The 22492-nt window shown below is 64.4% G+C and carries 18 protein-coding genes; 6 read left to right on the top strand and 12 right to left on the bottom strand.

Translation table 11 applies throughout. The features are described from left to right. Complete coding sequence (locus GGD61_RS26265) at positions 1 to 1272, top strand: dihydrolipoamide acetyltransferase family protein (RefSeq protein ID WP_092252069.1); 1272 nt, start codon at positions 1 to 3, stop codon at positions 1270 to 1272. A gap of 4 nt (positions 1273 to 1276) precedes the next feature. Then, complete coding sequence (lpdA, locus tag GGD61_RS26260; RefSeq protein WP_092252993.1) at positions 1277 to 2674, top strand: dihydrolipoyl dehydrogenase; 1398 nt, start codon at positions 1277 to 1279, stop codon at positions 2672 to 2674. 182 nt (positions 2675 to 2856) lie between these two features. Here the strand turns inward: lpdA and GGD61_RS26255 are convergent, their stop codons facing one another. The 7 genes from GGD61_RS26255 to GGD61_RS26225 all read right to left on the bottom strand — a co-directional run bounded on the left by GGD61_RS26255 (position 2857) and on the right by GGD61_RS26225 (position 10755). Next, positions 2857 to 3303, bottom strand: a complete 447-nt coding sequence (locus tag GGD61_RS26255) for a hypothetical protein (protein ID WP_244550579.1) — start codon at positions 3301 to 3303, stop codon at positions 2857 to 2859. 7 nt (positions 3304 to 3310) lie between these two features. After that, complete coding sequence (locus GGD61_RS26250) at positions 3311 to 4228, bottom strand: DUF2950 domain-containing protein (protein WP_092252067.1); 918 nt, start codon at positions 4226 to 4228, stop codon at positions 3311 to 3313. After that, positions 4225 to 5928, bottom strand: a complete 1704-nt coding sequence (locus GGD61_RS26245) for a DUF3300 domain-containing protein (RefSeq protein WP_092252065.1) — start codon at positions 5926 to 5928, stop codon at positions 4225 to 4227. The genes GGD61_RS26250 and GGD61_RS26245 overlap by 4 nt, the downstream gene beginning before the upstream one ends. A 113-nt stretch (positions 5929 to 6041) precedes the next feature. Continuing rightward, a complete protein-coding gene (locus GGD61_RS26240) occupies positions 6042 to 7022 on the bottom strand; it encodes an ABC transporter substrate-binding protein (RefSeq protein ID WP_092252991.1) in 981 nt (326 codons plus the stop codon). Positions 7023 to 7130: 108 nt separating this feature from the next. Next, entirely contained in the window at positions 7131 to 9023 is a 1893-nt protein-coding gene (locus GGD61_RS26235) for a HAMP domain-containing sensor histidine kinase (RefSeq protein WP_092252989.1), read from the bottom strand. Between the two features lie 90 nt (positions 9024 to 9113). Next, the gene (locus GGD61_RS26230; protein WP_092252063.1) at positions 9114 to 10346 is read right to left on the bottom strand and encodes an HlyD family secretion protein; all 1233 of its coding nucleotides are present in this window, start codon (positions 10344 to 10346) and stop codon (positions 9114 to 9116) included. Next, positions 10339 to 10755 carry a hypothetical protein gene (locus GGD61_RS26225; protein WP_092252987.1) on the bottom strand — a complete coding sequence of 139 codons (417 nt, stop codon included), beginning with the start codon at positions 10753 to 10755 and terminating at the stop codon, positions 10339 to 10341. The genes GGD61_RS26230 and GGD61_RS26225 overlap by 8 nt, the downstream gene beginning before the upstream one ends. A gap of 163 nt (positions 10756 to 10918) precedes the next feature. On the opposite strand from GGD61_RS26225, the gene GGD61_RS26220 reads away from it, so the two are divergent. Both GGD61_RS26220 and ppk2 read left to right on the top strand, forming a co-directional pair. Beyond that, the gene (locus tag GGD61_RS26220; RefSeq protein WP_018319937.1) at positions 10919 to 11371 is read left to right on the top strand and encodes a hypothetical protein; all 453 of its coding nucleotides are present in this window, start codon (positions 10919 to 10921) and stop codon (positions 11369 to 11371) included. A gap of 40 nt (positions 11372 to 11411) precedes the next feature. After that, entirely contained in the window at positions 11412 to 12212 is an 801-nt protein-coding gene (ppk2, locus tag GGD61_RS26215) for a polyphosphate kinase 2 (RefSeq protein ID WP_018319936.1), read from the top strand. A 54-nt stretch (positions 12213 to 12266) separates the two neighbouring features. Here the strand turns inward: ppk2 and GGD61_RS26210 are convergent, their stop codons facing one another. The 5 genes from GGD61_RS26210 to GGD61_RS26190 all read right to left on the bottom strand — a co-directional run bounded on the left by GGD61_RS26210 (position 12267) and on the right by GGD61_RS26190 (position 19752). Further along, positions 12267 to 12701 carry a hypothetical protein gene (locus GGD61_RS26210; protein ID WP_026202281.1) on the bottom strand — a complete coding sequence of 145 codons (435 nt, stop codon included), beginning with the start codon at positions 12699 to 12701 and terminating at the stop codon, positions 12267 to 12269. A 20-nt stretch (positions 12702 to 12721) separates the two neighbouring features. Beyond that, entirely contained in the window at positions 12722 to 14422 is a 1701-nt protein-coding gene (locus GGD61_RS26205; protein ID WP_092252061.1) for an aspartate:alanine exchanger family transporter, read from the bottom strand. Positions 14423 to 14434: 12 nt separating this feature from the next. Further along, positions 14435 to 17188, bottom strand: coding sequence for a decarboxylase (locus GGD61_RS26200; protein WP_183231542.1), 2754 nt, complete (start codon positions 17186 to 17188; stop codon positions 14435 to 14437). Between the two features lie 183 nt (positions 17189 to 17371). Continuing rightward, positions 17372 to 19075, bottom strand: coding sequence for a SulP family inorganic anion transporter (locus GGD61_RS26195; RefSeq protein ID WP_183231541.1), 1704 nt, complete (start codon positions 19073 to 19075; stop codon positions 17372 to 17374). Beyond that, positions 19072 to 19752 (bottom strand): YoaK family protein, encoded by a 681-nt coding sequence (locus GGD61_RS26190; protein ID WP_183231540.1) that lies wholly within the window; start codon positions 19750 to 19752, stop codon positions 19072 to 19074. Before GGD61_RS26190 ends, GGD61_RS26195 begins: the two co-directional genes overlap by 4 nt. Positions 19753 to 19888: 136 nt before the next feature. Between GGD61_RS26190 and GGD61_RS26185 the strand changes: the two genes are divergently transcribed. Together GGD61_RS26185 and GGD61_RS26180 are read left to right on the top strand one after the other, a co-directional pair. Further along, the gene (locus GGD61_RS26185) at positions 19889 to 21577 is read left to right on the top strand and encodes an aspartate:alanine exchanger family transporter (RefSeq protein ID WP_183231539.1); all 1689 of its coding nucleotides are present in this window, start codon (positions 19889 to 19891) and stop codon (positions 21575 to 21577) included. A gap of 12 nt (positions 21578 to 21589) precedes the next feature. Then, positions 21590 to 22477 (top strand): S9 family peptidase, encoded by an 888-nt coding sequence (locus tag GGD61_RS26180; RefSeq protein ID WP_183231588.1) that lies wholly within the window; start codon positions 21590 to 21592, stop codon positions 22475 to 22477. Positions 22478 to 22492: the final 15 nt, after the last annotated feature.

The raw sequence follows: 22492 nt of genomic DNA, 5'->3' as shown, positions 1-22492 counted from the left end.
ATGGCCGAGCGCGTGGTCAGGCTGCCCGACGTCGGCGAAGGCATTGCGGAAGCAGAGCTGGTGGAATGGCACGTGAAGGTCGGCGATATCGTGCGCGAAGACGCCGTGCTCGGTGCCGTCATGACCGACAAGGCGACGGTGGAGATTCCCTCGCCGACGGACGGACGGGTCATCTGGCTCGCCGGCAGTGTGGGCGACGTTCTCGCCATCGGCTCGGACTTTGTTCGGCTGGAGGTAGACGGCAAAAGCGCGCCAGCGGCGGAGGCAGTGAAGTCGGCCTCGTCCACGGCAAGCACTTTGGCCAAAAAGCCTGACGTTGCCGCAAGCGCCCCGCGCATAGCGCGCGAGCCGCCCAACATGCTGAAGTCGCAGCCCTCTGCGGCGCCACCCCACCACGCAGGCGATCGGCCTCTCGCCGCCCCCGCGGTTCGGCTCCGCGCGCGGGAGGCAGGCGTCGACTTGCGTCAGATCCGCGGCACGGGTCCCGCCGGGCGGATCACCCATGATGATCTCGACGCCCATCTCGCGCGCGGCCGCACCGGAACGACGGCGACGCCGTATCCAACGCAAACCGCGGTCACCGACATCAAGATCGTCGGCTTGCGACGCAAGATCGCCGAGAAGATGTCCGTTGCGAGCTCGCGCATTCCGCACATCACTTATGTCGAAGAGGTCGATGTCACCGCGCTCGAGGATTTGCGCGCGAAGCTCAACAGCCAGAAGCAGCCGGGTAGACTCAAACTGACAATGTTGCCGTTCCTGATGCGCGCCATGGTGCGCGCGATCGCCGAGCAACAGCATCTCAATGCCCATTTCGACGACGAGGCCGGGATCGTTCACCAGCACGCAGGCGTTCATATCGGGATCGCCACGCAAACGCCGGCCGGCCTCGTGGTCCCCGTCGTCCGGCATGCGGAAGCGCGCGACCTCTGGAGTTGCGCCGCCGAGGTGGCACGGCTCGCGGAAGCGGCTCGGAACGGCAGCGCCACCCGCGACGAGCTCACCGGCTCGACCATCACCATCACATCGCTCGGCGCGCTGGGCGGGCTCGCGACGACGCCCATCATCAATCATCCGGAGGTCGCGATCATCGGCGTCAACCGTATCGCGATCCGTCCGCATTGGGATGGCGCCGCCTTCGTGCCGCGTCAGATGATGAACCTGTCGTCCAGCTTCGACCACCGGGTCATCGATGGGTTCGATGCAGCCCAGTTCGTGCAGCGGATCAAGACACAATTGGAGACACCCGCCATGATCTTCATTGACGGGTAGGATGATGACCGAAATCACCTGCAAGCTCCTTGTCATCGGCGCGGGCCCCGGCGGCTACACCTGCGCGATCCGTGCCGGCCAGCTCGGCATCGATACGATCATCGTCGAGGCCGAGAAGCCGGGTGGAACCTGCCTCAATGTCGGCTGCATTCCTTCCAAGGCCTTGATCCATGCGGCCGGTGAGTATGAAACCATTGCGCGCGCCGCGGCGGGCGAGAGCGCACTGGGCATCACCACCGCGAAGCCGTCTCTCGACTTCGCCAAGACCATCGCCTGGAAGGACAATATCGTCCGACGTCTGAACGGCGGTGTGGCTGGTCTCTTGAGAAGGGCCGGTGTCAGGCTCGTGGCCGGCTACGCTCGCTTCCGCGACGGCAAGACCGTCGAGGTCGAAACGCAATCCGGCCGGCAGGTGATCCATGCCGAAACGGTGGTGATTGCGGCAGGCTCCGAGCCGGTCGCCCTGCCGTTTCTCCCCTTCGGCGGGCGGGTGATCTCTTCGACCGAGGCATTAGCGCTCACCGAAATCCCGAAGACGCTTGTCGTGGTCGGCGGCGGGTACATCGGTCTCGAGCTCGGTACTGCATTCGCGAAAATCGGCACGGCCGTCACGGTCGTCGAGGCCGCGCCACGCATTCTCCCGCAATATGATCGCGATTTGAGCGAGCCCGTCGCAAGGCGCCTGACTGCGCTCGGCGCCACGGTTCTGACCGACGCAAGGGTGAAAGCACTCGAAGCCAATGGCACGGCGCTGGCGATCGAGACCGCCAATGGTGAGCAGGCTTCGCTCGCAGCCGACAAGATTCTTGTTACGGTCGGCCGCAGACCCGTGACGAGTGGCTTTGGCCTCGAGCAGCTCGATCTCGATATGGACGGACCATTCATTCGAATTGACGACCGATGTCGCACCTCGATGCATGGCATCTGCGCGATCGGAGACGTCACGGGAGAGCCGATGCTGGCGCATCGCGCCATGGCGCAAGGCGAGATGGTAGCCGAGATCGTTGCCGGCCGCCGTCGCGCCTGGGACCGGGTTTCGATCCCGGCGATCTGCTTCACTGACCCCGAGCTCGTCACGGTCGGCCTGTCACCCAACGAGGCGAGCAGCAGGGGATTCGACGTCAAGACGGACCTCTTCCCGTTCAAGGCCAACGGCCGCGCATTGACGCTGGATCGGGAAGACGGCTTCATCCGGACGGTCGTGCGAGCCGACAACCACCTCCTGTTGGGTATCCAGGGCGTCGGCGCCGGCATCGCCGAGCTTTCGGCAGCCTTCACACTTGCGCTGGAGATGGGCGCGCGGCTGGAGGATATCGCCATGACCATCCATGCGCATCCAACCCAAAGCGAAGCCTTTCACGAAGCTGCGCTGAAGTCGCTAGGGCATGCGATTCATATCTAAGCACAGGCGCCAACTGCGCAGTAGAGCTGCCAACTGGCGCCACAACGTGCGTCCGGTCACTGGTCATCGAGGGAGACCAAGGACGATCAAGCATCAGAGAACATGGTCCCATGCCTCAACAGATTGTGAGCCGCCGCTACCACGATGTTGCTGCGGCAGAACCGGCTTCCTCGATTGTCGTCCTATCGCAGAGAGATCGTGATCTGACTGATATTGGCCGCCAGCTCGAGTCCCGCCTTGGGGCCCTGCAGCACGATCGTCACGCCCTTTTCGTTGCGGAGGTGGGCGCCGCTGACGCCGCCGACCAGAGCAAAGCCACCGCCGACCGAACTGTAGGTGCCGGCAAAGTCGCCGACCTCGCGGATCCCGGAGGCCCAGCCATCGAGCCGGCCGACTGTCGCGCCGACCGTGATGCCGAAACTCAGGCCGCTGATCCTGAACGGATAGGACTTGCCACGATAGGTCAGCACGCCATTTCCGGCGCCGCCGCCGACCAGAAGGCCGGCCTTGACGATCTTGGCTCTGACGTGACCGGACGCCTGCGCCAAGGCTGGCGTCGCCGGCATGGTCAGTCCGATTGCCAACAGGAGGAACGCTATCAGGCCGAGCCTGCGCCGGCGCATGGACATGCGCCATTCAGGGTTTTGCGGCATCGACCTTCTTCCAAGTCTCATCGGGATCGAACAGCGTGGTGCGCTCGGCGACAAACGCCGTGCGCTTGCCGAGATCCTTCTGGTAGACGGTGCCGGCGTGATTGACCAGGAAGGTCATGATGCCCGAATTGCCGTACTCCGCGGGCCACGCGATCAGGGCGAAACCACCAATCATCTTGCCCTTGACCACATAGTCGAGCGCGCCGCCGGGCGCATCGCGCCCCTGCCCCTTGAGGATGCGGAAATAGTAGCCGTGATAGGGCGCAGGTCCGACGTCGCCCGCGCGATAGCCCTCCTTCGAGGCCTCGGCCGCCAGCGCGCCAAGCGGGCTCGGGTCGCTGTCGTCGCGCCAGAACAAGCCGTCCTTCTTGCCGGGCGATGAGACGATGCGCTGCGCATAGACGCCGGCGCCCTCACCGCGGTCCTTGTCGGCGTATTCGTTCTGCGCGTCGACAAAGGCGAGCGCGGTCTGGATCGCGTCGAGCTCGTTACGGCCGATGCGACGGCGCAGCACCTCGATGCGTCCCTCGTCGGTGTCGAACTCCCAGCCGGCCTTGGTATTGACCAGCGGAATCGGGAACGGGAAGTCATCGGGCCCCAGCATCAGGGTCGCCGTCTTGTTGCCCTCCGCCTTGATGCCGTGCTTGGCGTCATACATCGACGTGAAGCGCTGGCGGATGTCGTTGTCGGCGATCTCGTCGCCGGACGAGACGATGTCGTCTGCGGCGCGGCCCAGCACTTTCAGGATATCGTCTGGTCCGTTCTTGACCGCGGCGGCAAGCGCGGCCGCTGCATCTTCCGGCGTCTTGAAGGATTGCTGCGCCTGCGATGCTGAGCCGAGCAGCGCCAGCGCCACGAGTCCCGGCAACATCGCGCGACGGAATGATTTCAAGCCGGTCATGGCGTCACCTCCGCAGGAATCTTCGCGCCGCCGGCGAGCCAGTCACCATAGCTGCGGAATGTCAGTCCGAGTTTTTCGTAGCGAACCCGCAGATATCCATCGCTGCCGCGGGTCACGGCGGCAGGCATCACCTGTTCGACCTCCTGCGCCATGACGCCGACATAGGCCTTGTCGTTGCCGATGTAGCTGAAGCGATAATAGCCGAGGCCGTTCGCGAGATGACCGAGCAGGACGATGTCATGCTTCAACGCGATGTCGGAGCGTCGGCCACCGCCGCCGCCACCACGGAAGCCGCCACCGCCGCCTCCGCGGAATCCACCGCCGCCACCGCCCCGCATTGCCATTCCGCCACCGCCGCCGCGGCCGGCCATGCTCGGTCCGCCGCCGCCACCGCGCGGCATGCTTGCCATGCTGGATCGTCCGCGCGCGGACGCCGCCGCGGCCGAGCGGCCGGAGGAGACGTTCATGGCACCGCCGCGATTGCCGCCACCACGGTTGGCTGCCGCACCGCCGCCGGCGCGGTTGGCGGCCTTGGCGCGATCTCCGCCGCCCTTGTTTGCAGCCTTGGCGCGGTCACCACCGCCCTTGGCACGATCCGCGGCTCCAGCGCGATCGCCCCCGCCGGGCCGATCGCCGCGGTTGCCCGCACGATCACCCGCACGATCGCCTGCGCGATCACCGGGACCACCACGATCACCAGCACGGTCACCGGCGCGATCGCCGGCCCGGTCTCCAGCACCTTGGTTGGGACGCAGCACCTGGTTGCCGTCACGGCCGCGGAAATCCATCCGGTCCGACACGCCGGCCTTCAGGTTGTTGTTGCCGAAACGCTGCTGAACGTTGCTGTTGTTGTAGCGCACGCCACCGCGATGCGCCGGATTATGCTGCCAGCCGTTACCGATGTTGGTGGTGCGATGATTGACGTAGACATTGCGGTTGCCCCAATTGCAGCCGCCGCCCCAGTAATTGCCCCAGCGCCCGATCGCCCAAGCCGTGCCGAAAGCGAGGCCCGCCGCAACCACGCCGGCGCCGATATAGGACGGGTAGCCCCAATAATACGGCGGATACTCCGCATAGGGCCAGCTGCCATAGACCGTCGCCGGATCGTAATACGGCACGTACATCTCCGCGGGATTGGCCTGCTGGATCACAACGACCTGCTTGCCTTCCTGCGACTGGACACTGACCTTCTGCTGCTTGGTCGTGACCAGCTTCTTGTTGTCATAGGCCTTGTTGCGCAAGCGCTGGATCGCATCCATCACGTCAGGCTGCTGGGCGAGAAAGGCATCGCCGAGCTTCTTGGTCCAGTCGAGCTGATCGCTCATCATGGTCAGGACATCGGCGGTGCTGGCCAGCGCCTTGATGCTGTCGTCCCAGGCCTGCTTCTCGACCTCCGTCTTCAGCGCATCGCCCTTCAGGGTCTTGCGCTCCTTCAGCCAGCGGTCGGCCTGCACCACCTCCAACGGATAGGTTGAGGCGGCAAGCACATTGGCAAGGAGCTCGTCTGGATACAGTGCGATCGGCGCCACCAAGGCCTCGAGCTGCTCCGGCTTCAGAAGCTCGGCCGTCGGCGCAGGCGGAGGAGCCGGCTGCGCTTGCGGAGACGGGGCCGCAGGCGTCGTGTTGGTTTGCGCCGTTGCGGCGAACGATGTCGCCATGACGACCGCAAGCGCCATCAGGGTCTTGCCGCAGCGGAACATTGCATCCTCCCTTGCACTTCCAGCGTGGGACGATCGGGCCGGGACGCAGACGTTTGTTGATCGAGATCAACGAAACGAGGCCCTCGTGGCTGCTGCAGCGCGAGAGCCATGCGTCATTCGATCAGTTCGGCGTCCATCAGAAGCCGGCTCGGCACCGTCAGGCCGAGGGCATGGGCCGTCTTCATGTTGATGACGAGCTCGAACCTGGTGGCGAACTGCACCGGAAGCGATCGAATCTCGGCGCCGCGCAGGACGCGATCGACGTAGCCGGCGCCGTCGCGAAATTGCTGGGTGAGATCGGCGCCATAGGACATCAGCCCACCGTTCACCGCGTAGAAGCGGACCGCGAAGATCGCGGGCACGCGGCGCTGCGCCAGCAGTGCGATCGTCATCGCGCTCTGGGTCCCGAAGAAGCCGCCATCAGGGAGCACGACGAGGCCGCCGCCGTCGCGTGTCGCGCTCTCGATGGCCGCCGCGATCTCGGCCCCACTCCGGACGCTGGCACCGGTGACCTTGAGACCGAGCCGGTTTTCCATCTGGTGCGCCGCCTGAAGATAGAACGGCGCATAGGGCGACGATTCCGGATTGAACAGCAGCGCCGCGTGGCTCATCCCCGGCACCATATCCTTCAGCAGACCGAGCCATTTCCCGCTCATCGAGTGCTCATAGAGCGAGAAGCCGGTGAGATTGCCGGTCGGCCGCGCCAGATTGGCGACGAGGCCGGTCCCGACGGGATCGGAGAGCCCGACGAAGACGATCGGAATTCGCTGCGTGGCATCGCGCAGCGTCCGGGTCGTGCCCGTGCTGGTCGAAAGCAGTACGTCCGGCCCGGCGGCAATGAGCTCGAGCGCCTCCAATTGCTGGCGTGCCGGACTGGGACCCGGCCAGCGCACCTCCAGGCGATAGTTCTGGTTGGCGATCCAGCCACGATCGGTGAGCCCCTGCTGAAAGGCATCGACGCGCATCTGCGCGCCGGGATCGCCGGCGACATTGCCGGTCAGCACGCCCACGAACGGCGCTCTGTCCTGGGCGCGCGCCAAGACCGGGAACGCCGCCGCGGCACCAACCAGCGACATGAACTCACGGCGTCTCATGGCCACCGACACTCCCCACATGCGCCCCCATCCCGGTCATCGCGCAATTGCGAGAAGGAAACGGCTTCGCCGATCCCGTGAGCTTGATCAAAATCAAGACACCGGCGATCAGTGAAGGATCGGAAGACGGATCGTGAAGAGCGCGCCGCCCGCGGCCTGGTTTTCGGCAGAGATCGTGCCGTGATGGGCCTCGATGATGGTTTTGGCGATCGCGAGCCCCATGCCCATACCCTGGGGCTTGGTCGTGAAGAACGGATTGAACACGTTCGCAAGGTCGGAAGCGGCAATCCCGGGACCAGTATCGGAGACCCGGATCTCCGCTTCGTTGCCGACGCGCAGGGTCGAGACGCTGACCTGGCGTTTTCCGGGATCTGCGTCGAAGATCGCATCCATCGCATTGATGATCAGGTTGAGAACGACCTGCTGAAGCTGGATCGGATCGCCTCGGACATGCAGGTCGGCCAGGACAGGCGTGTAGATCAATGTGATCCGGCGTCCATCGGCGACGGCGCGCACAAGGCCGATCGCTTCGCGGACCATATCGTTGAGCTCGATGTCCTTGACCTCGAACGGCGTCTTTTTCAGAATACTGCGTAGCCTGCGGATGACTTCGCTGGCCCGCTGATCGTCACGCCGGATGTCGGCGAGGATCTGCCGGATCTCGTCGATGTCGGGCGAAGCGGCCTTCAGCATCAGCTCCGCAGTCTCGGCGTTGGTCAGGATGGAGCCGAGCGGCTGGTTCAGTTCATGGGCGATCGACGTGGTCAACTCGCCAACGGCCGAATAGCGGTTGGCGTGAGCGAGCTCGGCCAGACGCTGGCGTGACTCGACTTCGGCGATCTGGCGCCGACGGCGCTCATGCAGCATCCCGCTGATCAGGCCGGCCTGCACCAGAATGACGGACGCGATCAGCAGCATCTGCCAACGATAGCGCTCCCAGATGCTCTGTTCGCGAAACATGATTTCGCTGCCGGGAGGCAAACGGCTCTCGCTGATGCCCCAATGCTGCAATTGGCGCCAATCATATCTCGGCGCGGCGAATCCGATCGGCTCGTAACTGATGCTCGCTGGTTTCGCGCCGCCGAGAATGCCAATCGCCGCACTGACGGTCCTGGAACTCGTTTCCGCGATCATATGCATCGGTCCCCCGACAGTGCCGTCACCGAAGAACGGCTCCTGGTAGGAGAAGATCGGGGCATTCGCGGCCGCGTACAGGCTGCGCAAGGCGATGTCGCTCTCGTGGACGACCCCAGCCGCATCGACCGACATCAGCCCCCAGAACAGCGCGGTGTGCGGCGGCAGCTTTGAAGCGCGCTTCAGGATTTCGTCGAATGACAAGTCCGAGTACCAGACCAGCTCGACCTCCTCGCCCAAGGGTTGCAGTTCCCGCTTGACCTCCTCCACCCAGAACTTCTCGAGCGGCGAGGCGCCGATCACGACCACAATCGACTTTGTGTCAGGCAAAATCTGGAGAACGTTGCGGAACGCGACCATGAAATCGTTGCGGATCGCCACGACGACGTCGTTGTCGCTGAGATCGGCGCGATTGATCAGCCGATGCTCGACCGCGGAGAGAATCAATGGCACATCAGGGAATAATCTTCCGCGGTATTTCTGCGCAAACCGGGCCGCAGGCGCGCCGATGCTCAACACGATGTCGGGCATCGCTCCCTGGTACAGCGATTGCAGATAGTCGACGAAAGGTGCCTCAGGACCGGGATTGTTGAAGCGCGCGGTGAGCAGCGCGTGCTCCTGTATATCGAGTGGCCAGGGCGATTGCCGTTCGAGCTTGGCCTTGATGTCGCGCGCATACTCGCTCCACGGCCGAAAATCACGGCCGAATGAATGCAATACCAGGACGCGCTTCAGCTCGCCGCGGAGACTCCGCTCGACTGCACCAACTCGCCCGGCGGACAGGCACACGGCGAAAAGCAGCGCGAGACAGTATAGCGCCGTCACGGCCCCTGGCCTGACCTTGGAGATGGACGTGCGCCCGCTCATGCTCCATCCTTGCAGCTCCAGCAACTGCTGTCGCGGAAATTCTAGCGGGAATTGCACCGCTGCGACAGGCCCCGGGGGCGGCTTCACAGCTCAATGCCCGCTCAGCACCAGCGTCTGGATCGGCAGCAGCAGCGCCTGGATGCGCAGCAGCAGCGCGTGCACCAGGCCGACACCGTCGACCACGTGCAAGGCGATCTTCCTGCTGGTCGAAGTCCCCTTGGCCGAGATCTCCTCGTGGTTGCTGGTATAGGCATTGACGACGCAGCTGCTGCCCGGCGTCACGCCTTCGAGGCCACCTTTGTAAAGCGGCTCCAGGAACACCAGGATGGTGCCGGGGCGGACGGCGTTCTGCGGATCGACCAATTGCTCCCCGGATCGGAATTGTCCGGCCGCGATGTAGTCCTGGACTGTCGTGATCACCATGGGGATGATCACCCATGGCCTGGAGATGCAGGTCGCTTCCGCCACCATGCCCTCTTTCATCACCTGTGCCTCGATCTGGCCGAACCCGGCCTGCAGCATCTTGCGGCCGGCCCCCTCCGGGATGAGAACGCCTGCAGGCCGCATGAGTTGATTGACGACGTCGCCGGGACGGATCAGGAATTGCTCGACGCGCCCATCGACACCGGCGCGGACCAAGGTCTTGTCGATATCCACCTGGGCCTGGTCGAGCGCGGCCTCCGCGCTGGCCTTCTGCGCCGGCAGCAGGATGGAGACCTGCATTGATACGGATTGCTTCGCGGCGGTCGCGGCATCGATCCCGGACTGACGTTGATCGACCAAAACCTGGAGCTTGTCGATATCACGCTGCGGAACGATGCCGGGATTGCGGCGCTGGAGCTCGGTCTTGACCTCGAGCTCGTCCTTGGCCTGCTGATAGTTCGCCTTCGCCTCCCCGATCTGCGCCTCGGCCTTGACCACGTCGGCCTGCGCGGTCTGCATGGCGGCATCGACCTCCGCAACCTTCCGCCTGGCGGTTTCGAGCGCGGCCTGCTGCTTCGAGTCGTCGAGCGTGAACAGCACGTCGCCCTTCTTCACCGGCGCGCTGAAGCCAACCTTGACCTCGGCAACGCGGCCGGAGCCTTCGGGCAGGATCGGCACGGTGCGAAAATAGAGCGTCGCCGATGACGTCGAAGGATGGAAGTAGAAGATCATAGTGATCAGCGACACCGTAAGCATCAGGCAGCCGGTGATGCCCCAGCGCAGCTCGTACCAGACCGAGAAGAAGGTGATCTCCTTGCCGAAACGCTTGCCCTGGGCGTAGCGGCGATAGAGATAGTCCGGCAGGATCGTCAGCAGCGAGCAGAACATCAGCTCAAACATGGCTGTGCTCCTTCTTTGCGGCTTCCGGCTTCTGTGCGGGAGGCATCGCGGCCTCCGTCCGGATCTCTTCGCCACCGGCGGCTGGCGCTGCCTCTGCAATCTTCTCGACCGACCCGGCGATGCTACGCAGCGGGGTGCCGAAATCGGGAAGATCGATCAACGCGAGCAGGAGGCCGGCGACCCAGAAAATATGCATGTGCGTGAACAACGAGATCAGGCCGAGCACCGCGACGAGCTCGAACTGCAATTTTTGTGATTTGTGCGCCATCCGCTCGGGCAGGCTGTGCAGCTTCCAATAGAGCGTACCGACCCAGAGCACGGTGCCGATCAGGAACAGCCCCATCACAACCATCAGCGTATCGGTCCCGCTCCCCGGCGCCAGATAAAACGGCAAATGGTGCGGAGCCATCGGATGAAGCTGGTCGCTCAAAGCGTCTCTCCCGATCAAATGCGCATGTGCGATATTGTGTTCGGCAGGCCGCGGTTTGCTTGATTTGAATCAAGGGAACACCCTCCGCCCGACCCTAGCGTTTCCTGGATGCTGATTGGACAACCATCAGGAGCCGCAAGCCATGCCCGGCCTCGACGATCTCATCCCCAACGCCGCCCAGATTCGGAAGGAAGCCGCCCTCAAGGAGGCCGAGAAAGCCGAGGAGTATGTCCGCCTCGCCGCAGCGGTCGAAGCCGAGAAGCGCGCGCTGATCGAGCGGCTCAGCAAACCCTCCGGCAAGAGCGAGGAGGAGAAGATCAAACTCGCCTCGACCATCATCCAGCGTGCGGTGCGAAACGGCCTGACGGAGGTGCTGGTCTATCGCTTCCCCAACTCGCTTTGCACCGACAGGGGGCGCGCCATCAACCAGATGGAAAAGGGTTGGGAGACCACGCTGACCGGCATCCCCAAGGAAATCTTCCAGCTCTGGACCGATTATCTGAAGCCGCGTGGCTATCGCATCGCCTACCAGATCATCGAATTCCCGGGCGGCGTGCCCGGCGATATCGGCGTGACCATCTCCTGGGACGATTAGTTCTGGGGCGATTGACAAGCTCAGCAGCGAGAGGACCGGCATGGCCAAGGATGCGCCCGCGGAGCGAATGAAGCGGAAGGACTATGAGAAGGAGCTGGAAAAGCTCCAGGTCGAGCTCTGTCACCTCCAGGACTACGTGCGGGCGAACAAGCTCCGGGTGATCATCGTGTTCGAAGGCCGTGACGCTGCCGGCAAAGGCGGCACGATCAAGGCGATCACCGAGAAGGTCAGCCCGCGCGTGTTCCGCGTCGTGGCGCTGCCGGCGCCGTCGGACCGCGAAAAGACACAGCTCTTCTTCCAGCGCTACATGGAGCAGTTTCCGGCGGGCGGCGAGATCGTGATCTTCGACCGGAGCTGGTACAACCGCGCCGGCGTCGAATATGTCATGGGCTTTGCTACGCCCGCCGAGCACCAGCGCTTCCTCTCCCTCTGCCCGCAGATGGAGAGATACGTCATCGACGGCGGTATCATCCTGATCAAGATCTGGCTCGAGGTCGGAATGGACGAGCAGGAGCGTCGCTTCCACGCCCGGATCGATGATCCCGTGCGGCAATGGAAGCTGAGCCCGATGGACCTGGAGTCCTACCGGCGCTGGTACGACTATTCGCGAGCTCGCGATCTGATGCTCAAGCAGACCAGTACGAAGGAAGCGCCGTGGTACATCATCCGCTCCGATGACAAGCGCAAGGCGCGGCTGAACTGCATCGCACATCTCCTCGGCGCGATTCCCTACAAGCGCATCAAGAAGGACAAAATCAAGCTGCCGAAGCGCTCCGAGAAGGGCCGCTACAACGACCAGGCCGGCCTGAAGGGGATGAACTTCGTCGCCGAGCGGTATTGAGACGCGAAAAGGGCTGCCGGTGAGGCAGCCCGATTGCCCTGATTGCCCTCCGGATCACTTCAGGCGGATCGTGACACCGCCGACGGCAGCCGACACTTCCGCGCCAACCCTCGGACCGCTGAGCTGAAGGATCACGCCATTGGCGTTCTGCAGCTGAACGGCGCCGGCGCCTGCGGCCACGGCTCCGCCCGCTCCTCCCACCGCATAGGAGCCTTCGATGGATGCTGGCCCCTTCAGATTGAGCGCCCGACCGACGAACTTCGTGGTCGAGGCCCCGACGGTGAGGCCGACGCTCATGCCGGAGACGGTGAAGGGATATTTCTTGCCCCTGAGGAGCAGAACGCCCTCACCGCCCCCGACACCGACGATGAAGCCGCCCTTGGTGAAGACGACGGCGACCTCGCCGGTCTCGGCACGCGACGGCGTGCTGAGACCGGTCAGGGCCGCAATCGAGGCAACCAGGGCGACGCCAACGGCAAGTTTCTTCATGACTTTCTTCCCCCTCTTGATCATTGCGCAAGGATCATTGCGAAGTAGCCGAACACGGTGAGCAGGATGCCCGAGACGGCATAACCGACCGGGAATCCGATCCAGGGCACGGAGCTCTGGATCTCGACCGCGGCCTCGCGGGCCGGGCCGGAGTGCGACCGCGCGCCGGCAACGCCGCCCATCAGTACGGCCGGGTTGATCTTGAAGACGTGGTAGCCGATCGCCCAGACGATGAACGGCGGGATCGTGCACGCAATGAAGCCGACCAGGAATATCTTCAAGGCAACCGCACCCGTGAGCTGCGACAGCAGTCCCGCGCCGGCATTGACGCCGACGATGGCGACGAAGACCACGAGGCCGAGATCCTCCAGCACGTTGCGCGCCGCGTTCGGCGTGTTGCCGAAGAAGCGCAGACGCGACACGACCGACGACACGATCACACCCGACAGCAACAGACCGCCGGCGTTGCCGAGGCCGACCTTGGCGCCGAATGCCGGGAATTCGATCTTGCCGATCAGGAAGCCGATGATCATGCCGACAGCCAGCGTCAGCAGATCGGTCGAGGTGTTGGACCTGGCGATGCGGCCCCACATCTCGCCGAGCTCGTTGACGGCAGACTTCAAGCCGACCACGGAAACGATGTCCATCCGCTCCAGCTTGGTCTTGAGACCGGCCGGAATCTGCACGCCGCCGCGCTCGACCTTGGTGACCTGCAGCTGGCCGGCGATCGCGGTGTCACGGAAGGACTCGAAGGTGCGCCCCACCATCTCCTTGTTGGTGATGAGGATGTCCGCCTGGTCCATGGGAATGCCGAGCGTCTTGGCATCCGAGACCTCCGGACCGATGAGGCCCATCTTCTCGGTGAGGTGCTCGGTCGAGCCGCCGAGGGCGACGATGTCGCCCTTCTGCAGCACGAGGTCGGCATCCGCGCCTTGCGGCTCGCCGTTCCGCCCGACATTGACGATCCGGTATTCCGGATTTATCGCGCGGAACTTCGCGATGCTCATACCGACCGTCGCCGGGTTCTCCAGCCGGTAGGCCCGCAGACCGAACTGACGATAGCCGGTCAGGCCGCCGCCTTCGAGATCCTTGACGCCGAATTCCCGCTCGTACTGCTTCGCGGCGGCCCTGGCGTCGACGCCCCACCAGCGCGGCAGGTATTTGCAGATCAGGATGATGCCGACGGTGCCCCAGATGTAGGTGATACCGTAGGACAGCGCGATCATGCCTGAGGCATCCTCAGGCTTCATTCCCTCGGGCAGCTTGACGACGCCCGACGTGACGGCCTGCTCGGCCGAGCCGATCGCCGCCGACATGGTCTGCGATCCCGCCAACATGCCGCCGGCTGCGCCTGGCGGGAGAGAGAACATCTTGGCGCCGATCACCACCAGCGCCAGTCCGATGACGCTCGATATCACCGCCAGGATGCAGAACTTCAGGCCGTCGCCCTTCAGGCTGTTGATGAAGGACGGCCCGACACGCAACCCGACGCCATACATGAAGAGATAGTAGAACAGGCTCTTGGCGAAATTGTTCAGCTCGAGCTTCACGCCGTAGGTCGACGACCACACCGAGACGCCGGCGCCGACCACGATGGCGCCGGCAACCATGCCGAGGCCATACCCCTTGATGCTGGCCCGGCCGATATAGACGGCGAGGCCGACGACGAAGAACAGCAGCAGGTACGGATTCTGCTGCAGGAACGTGAAAAAGCCCTGCATGTTCGATCCCCTCTAAGATGCCGCTTTCAACTTCGGCGTCGCGGCGGGCCTGGGCTTGCCGATCTTCGCCAAGGCTTCGGAGCGGACGAGCTTCAGCCCTTCCTTGGCGTCGTAGCCATGGATCTCCTTCACATCGAGCTTGCGCATGAAGTCGATGGTCTCCTGCGTGATGACCTGACCGGGCACCATGATCGGGAAGCCCGGCGGATACGGGATCACGAAATTGGCCGAGACGAGCTCTGGTCCCGACTTGAGCCGGCGATCGATCTCGGGATCGTTGAGGCGGATGTGCTCGCAACCCGCCACGTCGTAGGCAGCGTAAAAGCCGCTGCGAATGTCGCCTTCATTGGTCTTGCTGCCGGCATCGCCGCGGAAGCTCGGGTGGAAATGCGAGAAGTTGGGCAGATCAGGTACGTCGGTCATCAGGCTCTTGACCCGTGCCTCGAAGGTCTTCTTCGCATTGACGCCGCCCTGCGCCAACCCGCGATCGACCTCGCCCGCGATCTCGGCGAGGACGCGGATGAGATGCGCGACGTCGCTGCGGGTGTTGTTGATGTTGGACTGGACCAGGACCGAGTTGCGCGAGGTCTTGTTGACCTGGATGTTATACTCGTTGGCGAGGATACCCTTGAACTGGGTGCCGTCATAACCAGCCATGCCGCATACCAATGTCATACGGGTCGGATCGAGGCAGAACTCGTCTTCGTCCAGGCTCTTGAGGGTGTTGACCCAATTCACGCCCGCGGCGAGATAATCGGTAAAGCCGCTCTGGCGATACTGGGCAGGCACCATGGTGTCGGCGCCGAGGATGCGGAAATATTTCGAGATCAGCGGGTTGTTGTTGACCGCCTGGCGAATGGCAAGCGCGATCTCCATCGCATTGGCCACGAGGCCGTAACCTTCCAGCTCCATCTGCCGCCTGGAGATATCGAGGCTGGCGATGAGTTGCTGGTTCGGGCTGGTGGAAGCGTGGGTGAACACGGCCTCCTTGAACTGCTGCTCGACCGTGTGGAATTCGACGTCCTTGACCGAGAGCATGGAGCCTTGCCGGATCGCCGACATCGACTTGTGGGTCGAGTTGGTCTGGTAGACGCGCAGGCGGATCTGCCTGGGATCGGGAATCAGCCGGGTCTTGAGCAGCATCTCGTCCGACGGGTTCTTGCCGAGCTCGGCCTGCTGCTTCTCATAGGCCGCGACCGACTTCGGGTCGTGCATCCACGCCTCGATCTCGTTGGCCGCCCCCATGGCGGTGCGGCGGCGCAGGAACGGCGAGAAACGCGCGAAGCCGAACCAGGCCTCGTCCCAGAGGAAGATCAGGTCCGGCTTGATAGCGAGACATTCCTCCATCACCCGGCGGGTGTTGTAGATGTGGCCGTCGAAGGTGCAGTTGGTGAGGTCGATCATCTTGACGCGGTCGAGCCGGCCGTCGGCCCTGGCGCCGAGCAGCGCCTGCTTGATCGTCTTCAGCGGCACCGCGCCGTACATCGAGTATTCCGTCATCGGGAAGGCTTCGACATAAAGCGGCTGCGCACCCGCCAGAACCATTCCATAGTGGTGCGACTTGTGGCAGTTGCGATCGACGATCGCGATGTCGCCCGGCGCGAGCAGCGCCTGCACCGCCATCTTGTTCGATGTCGACGTGCCGTTGGTGACGAAGAAGACGCGGTCAGCGCCGAGCGCCCTCGCCGCTTTCTCCTGCGCCTTCTTGATGTTGCCGGTCGGCTCCAGCATGCTGTCGAGGCCGCCCGTGGTGGCGCTGCTCTCGGCCAGGAACAGGTTCGGCCCGTAGAATTCGCCCATGTCGCGAATCCAGTCGGACTTGAAGATCGACTTTCCACGGGCGATCGGCAAAGCATGGAACGTGCCGATCGGACGCTGCGCATATTTCTTCAGATTGTCGAAGAACGGGGTGTCGTAGCGATCCTGAATGCCTTCGAGGATGGACAGATGCAGCTCGAGAAGCTCCTCGACGGAGTAGAAGATGCGGCGAACGGCGTTGGCTTCAGGGTTTCCAGCCAACTCCTCGACGTCGCGGTTCGAGATCATGTAGAGGTCGAGCTCGGGACGGACGCGCTTGATGATCTGGGCGAGCCGGAGCGCAGAGGCGTCGGACTCGTCGTTGAGGCCGGCCGAAGCCGTGATCGAGCGCAGCACGGGTGCATTGTGGCGCGAGCGCAGCCCGAAGCCTTCGTTGATGATGACGGCCGCGATATTGGGATTGAGCATGGTCGCGCAGAATGCATCTTCCAGGCTGCCGACGATGACAGGCTCATAGATGAAGCCATCGACTGGGCGCCGCAACTTGCGCCATTCGGCGGCGAGCGCCGGCCACTGACTTGATGATACGCCAGTCACGATCAGGGTTTCGAAATAGGGCCGGCGTGCCGTATGCGCACCGAACGTCGGTGGCACCAGCTCGGGCGCGTCGCCATTACCATCATCCTTCGCGCTCCAGTCGCCGGCATGCTGGCGGAAGGATCGTGTCGTCAGGGCCTGGGTAATCCGCGTCGCAAGGGCGAGCGTCGTTGCCCCATCGCCTGCGGAGGCCGCTTCCCGCAGTGCCGCCATCAGCTGCAGCCCGGGATAGCCGTAGAACTCCTCCGTCACCGAGAGATCGGCCAGTGCCGCATCGTAGACCGCCCGATTGCCGACGCGAGCCCACGCCTTCGCGGCCTCCACGAGGTCGCGCCAGTCATCCGCCCGCGCGCCCGGCCCGGAAAAGAACTGATCGATCCGCTTTTGCGCCGGCTTGGTGTCCTTGGACATGTGTCTCTCCCGATCCTCGGCGGTGCCTTGATGGTCACTCGATGGTCATTTGATGCCAGTTGGGGCGAAGCTGAGCGTGATCGTGAGTTCGGCGCCGCTGGCTCCATTGATCCAAGTCAACGGTCGGACGCATTCTGGCGAGACCGTCGGCCGCAGCGGTCATTCGCATTGCAACACGCCCGCTCAGGCCGTCCGCTGCGCCGTCACGGCCTGCTCGTCGCCGAGAACGCTGTCGAGCGATCGCAGCCACTGGCTGCTATCCGTCCTCTCCGCCAGCCCTTCCGCCCGCAAGAGATCGCGGAGCTGCGCGTGCGCGCCGACGATGGAGAAAATGACCTTTCGCGCGGCGAGCTCGTCATAGAGGTCGTGCAGCATGCCCGCGCCGGCCAGGTCGATATAGGGCGAAGCCGAGAGGTCGCAGACCACCAGCCGGACCTCGGGCGCGCGCCGAAGCGCGATCAGGACGGTTTCCAGGATCGTCTCGGCGTTGATGTAGAGCAGCGAGGCTTCGGGCCGGAACGCGATGACGCCGATCAAGGGCTCGACGTCCGCGTGCCTTGAACTGTCCGAATAACGGCCGCTGCCGGGCAAGCGGCCGAGAAACGCGACGTTTGGCCGCGAGGCACGGGCCAGCAGCAAAAGGATCGAAGCGATCGACGCCAGCAGCACGCCTTGCAGGATTCCGAGCAATAGCACGGAGACCAGCGCAATTGTTGCGGCGTAGAAGTCGATCCGGCTGACCTGCCACATCCGCACCAGCGCGCGAACGTCGACGAGCTTGTAGACGGCGGCAAAGACGATGGCTGCAAGCACGGCCTTGGGCAGGTTGGTCAAGAGTCCCGTGAAGAACAGAAGGCACAGCCCGAGCGTCACCGAGCAGATCACCAAAGCGAGCGGCGTCCGTGCGCCGGCGCTGTCATTGACGGCCGATTGCGACAGCCCGCCGGCAACCGGATAGCCATGCCCGAAGGCGACGACGAGGTTCGCGGCGCCCAGCCCCAGGAACTCCTGCCGGACGTCGAGGGGATAGCCGTGCTTGGCGGCGAAGCTGCGGGCGGCCGAAACGCCCTCGATATAGGCCAGCAGGATACACCCTGCGGCGAGCGGGAAGAGATCGTCGAAGTCCAGCAGGCCGAGCGTCGGAATGCCCAGGGCCGGCAAACCTTCCGGTATCTTCCCGGTGACAGGCACGCCGAGCGCCGGCAGGCCGAGCAGCGTCGCCGTCCCGATCGCGAGCGCGACGATGGTGATGCCGACCGGCTTTCCCGGAAGGAGCCGCTCGCCAAACAGAAGCAGCAAGAGCGCGACAGCGCCAACCGCGAGCACAAGCAGGTTGACGGTCCCGAGCTGGCCGGCCAGCGTGATGGCGCGGTCAAAGAAATTGTGGCCGCCGCCGGCAACGCCGAGCAGGCTCGGCAGCTGGCTCATGATGATCGTGAGCCCGGCACCGGCCTTGAAGCCGACCAGGATGCTGTCGCTGACGAGGCGGACCAGCACGCTCAGCTTGAACAACCACGCGATGAAGCACAGCACCGCCACTGCAAAGGCCGCAAGGCTCGCGATCTGCGCATAGCGGATCGCATCGCCTCCGGCCAGCGCCCCGACGGTGCCCGCGATCATCAGGGAGATCGCCGAGGTCGGCCCGATCGCAAGTTGCCGGGACGAACCGAGCAACGCATAGCCGATGCCGCCGAGCATATAGCCGTAAACGCCGATCTGAGGCGGCAGGCCGGCCAGCGCGGCATAGGCGAGCGAGACCGGGATGGCGTAAGCAGCCAGCGTGACGCCAGCGACGGCGTCGGAGGAAAACCACTCTCGCCGGTAGGCGCCAAGCCAGCCGGCCGGCGGGAAGAACCGTATCCATCCAGGTTCGGACGGCGCACTCATTGGACCGCCCTCTGATGCGACGCTTCGCAGCGCAGCAAGACGACCAACAGCGCGACCACGGGAATGCCGAGCGCGAGGTCCGGAATCGCCTTGGTGGCGAAGGCGCCCAGCGCGGCGCCCAAGCCGAACACGGCGCACAAGGCGAAGAAGATGCCCGACCGACGCAGCGTCCCCAGCGGCGCGCCTCCGGAGGCGGCCAAAAAGACAGCCTCGATCGCCTGGCGCATGTTGCCCGTGATCATCACCGTGCTGCAAACAACGCCCTCGACCCTGGTGAAGATCGCGGTCTGCATCGCGGCGACGAACGAGATGCCGAGCGTTCCAGCCAGATCCGGCAGCCTGTTGTGCAGGATGCTGATCGCGATCAGCAGCAATATCTCGAGCAGGGTGCTGATTGCGCTGGCCCGCTCGCCCGCAGCGCGGCGCAGCCATGCGGCAATCACGATACCGGCGGCAAAGGCGAGAAGCGGCGGCACGAAGTGAAACGCCTTCGTCCAGTCGCCGGCCGTCGCATAAACCCAGAGGAAGATCAGGTTAGCCGTCTGGGCATTCGCCATGACGCCGTGGACGATCCAGGTATAGGCGTCGATATAGCCGCCGACGAAGGCGAGCAGCAGGACGATCTCCACGGTTTCGTCGCGGCGGATGGCGCCGGCCGCGAGGTCGAGAGCGCTCATGTTGATGATGCCGGCTGTCGCGAATTCCGCATCATCCGATAGGCGGTGCCTTGCCGCTCGCAGGGCTTGATCTGGATCAAGCAATGCCCGCGATTTCCCGACTGAGATCTCGGCAAAGCGCCGGGGGAGATGCGACATGGATACCGTCAGGTGGATCATCTCCACCGCTCCCGAAATCTTTCTGCTGCTGGCCGTCGCCATCGGCACGATCCTCGGCCGAGTCCGGATCCGCGGCTTTGCCGTCGGGACCACAGCCTGCATCCTGATCGTTTCCGTGCTGCTCGGACAGCTCGGCAGTTTTGCGTTCCCGCCGCTGCTCCGCGTCATCCTGTTCAGCCTGTTCGTGTTCACCATCGGCTACCGGTCCGGGCCCGAGTTCTTCGCCTCCTTGAGCGTCCGCACGCTCGCGCAGGTCGCCATGGCGCTGGTGCTGGGCGGCACCGGTCTGGTCGTAGTCCTGTTGTTTGCCCACGGCTTCCGGCTCGATCCTGGCACCGCTTCGGGGATTGCGGCTGGAGCCTTGACGCAATCGTCGGTCATCGGGACCGCCTCAGGCGCATTGGCCCAGCTCGGCCTGCCCAAGGATGTGCTGAGCCAGCAGGAGGCGAACATCGCGGCGGGCTACGCGGTGACTTACGTGCTCGGCTATATCCTGACGCTGCTGTTCGTCCCCTTCGTCGCGCCGAAATTGATGCGGATCGACCTGAAGGCTGAGGCGAAGAAGCTCGAGGCGGAGCTTGCCGGCGGCGAACCGCCCAAAACCGAAAATCTCTCTTATCGCAAGTTCCAGGCCCGCGCCTATCGCGTGACCGCGGGCGCCGGACGCACCGTCAAGTCGATCGAGGAGGAACTTGGCAGCCGCACGGTCGTCGAGCGCATCGTCCGCCAAGGCGCGGACATTGAGCCACGTTTGGAGACCGTGCTCGAGGCCGGCGACGACATCGTCATCGCCGGCCGCACTGCGGTCATCGTCGCCGCCAAGCCGATCATCGGCACGGAGATCGATGCCGACGAAATCTTGAAGGCCGTCCCGGGCAACGTGCTGGAGGTGCTCGTGGACAATCGCCATCTCCATGGCCGCTCGATCCAGGAGATCGCCGCGCGCGTCGGCACCGACGCCCGGGGCGTCTTTCTACGCGCCGTCACCCGCATGGGCCGCGAGGTTCCCTTGAGCGCGGACACTCGGATCTATGTCGGCGACGTCATGACGCTGGTCGGCAGCACGCGCAATATCGAACGGGCAGCAAAGGCCATCGGCCAGATCCTGCGATCGGGTGATCGCGCCGACATTGCCTTTCTTGCCGCCGGCATTGCGGCTGGCCTGCTCGCCGGGCTCGTCAGCTTCAGGATCGGCGGCGTCGCGCTCACGCTTGGCGGTGGCGGCGGCGCGCTGATCGCGGGCCTCGTCTGCGGCTGGCTGCGGTCGCGCAAGCCGACCATGGGCGCATTGCCGCCGGCGGCGCAACAGACCCTGAGCGATCTCGGACTCGGCGGCTTCATCGCGGCGATCGGGCTCGGCAATGGCGCCGCGGCCTGGGCCGCGATCCAGGCCCACGGGCTGCTTCTGGTCGGCATGGGTCTCGTCATCACGCTCGTGCCGCTGATCGTCGCGACGCTGTTTGCATTCTATGTGCTGCGCATGAACCCGGTCGTGACCTGCGGCGCACTGGCGGGCGCCATGACCGTCGATGCCGCGGTGACCGGCGCGTGCGAGGTGGCCGAAAGCCAGACCCCGGTCCTCGGCGTCGCCGTGCCCTATGCGGTCGGAAACGTAGTGCTCACCGTGCTCGGGCCGATCATCGTAGCGGCAACCTACAGCGGATGACGGAGACCCATGATGCGGCGACCGGCCAGATCGGTGCTGGGGTGTTTCGCGGCCGTATTGTTCGCGTGGGTCGCCTTCGCCGCGGCCGCGCGCGCGGCGGATGACGTCCGCATCCAGGAAGAGATCTGGGCGTTGCCACTGCCGCTTCCGATGTTTGCCTATCTGGTGCGTCCAGTCGGCGACGGCCCCTTCCCGCTCGTGATCATGAATCACGGCGTCTCGCTCAACCCGACCGACCGCAGCTTCTTTCCGCTGGTCGAATTCCGCGACGCCGCCCAATGGTTCGCACGGCGCGGCTACCTCGTGGTGGCGCCGGTCGGCTCCGGCTATGGCGCAGCCGCCATCGACATTCCCGAGCGCGCGGTCTACGGACCGTTCTTCTCCAAGATCGGCAAGTGCAGCAATCCCAATTTCCGCGACGCCGGGCTCGCGGTCGCCAAGGTCGACCTCGATATCATCGACTATCTGGCCGCCGAGAAGCGCATCATCCCCAAGGACGTGATCGTGATCGGGCAGTCCGCCGGTGGCTGGGCCTCGATCGCCTTGTCGAGCATGAACCCGCCGCAGGTGAAAGCCATCATCACCTTCGCTGCGGGTCGTGGTGGACGCGTCGGCGGCAAGCCGAACAACAACTGCGGCCCCGACAGGCTGGTTGAGGCCACCGCGGATTTCGGCCGCACATCGCGTGTGCCGATGCTGTGGATCTATATCGAGAACGACACTTTCTTCGGCCCCGAACTGTCGAAGCGCATGCATACGGCTTTCACCGCCGCCGGCGGCCGGGCCGAGTACCACCTGATGCCACCGTTCGGGAATGAGGGCCATTTCTTCATCGGCTCGAGGGATGCCATCCCGCTGTGGTCGCCGCTGGTAACGACGTTCCTCGACGCGCTGAAATAGCTGAAATAGATGCCG

Origin of the sequence: Bradyrhizobium sp. SBR1B (genome assembly GCF_014198205.1) — a bacterium.
Classification (GTDB): domain Bacteria; phylum Pseudomonadota; class Alphaproteobacteria; order Rhizobiales; family Xanthobacteraceae; genus Bradyrhizobium.
The sequence above is the reverse complement of the archived record's forward strand: the minus strand, read 5'-3'. Positions and strand labels throughout refer to the sequence as shown.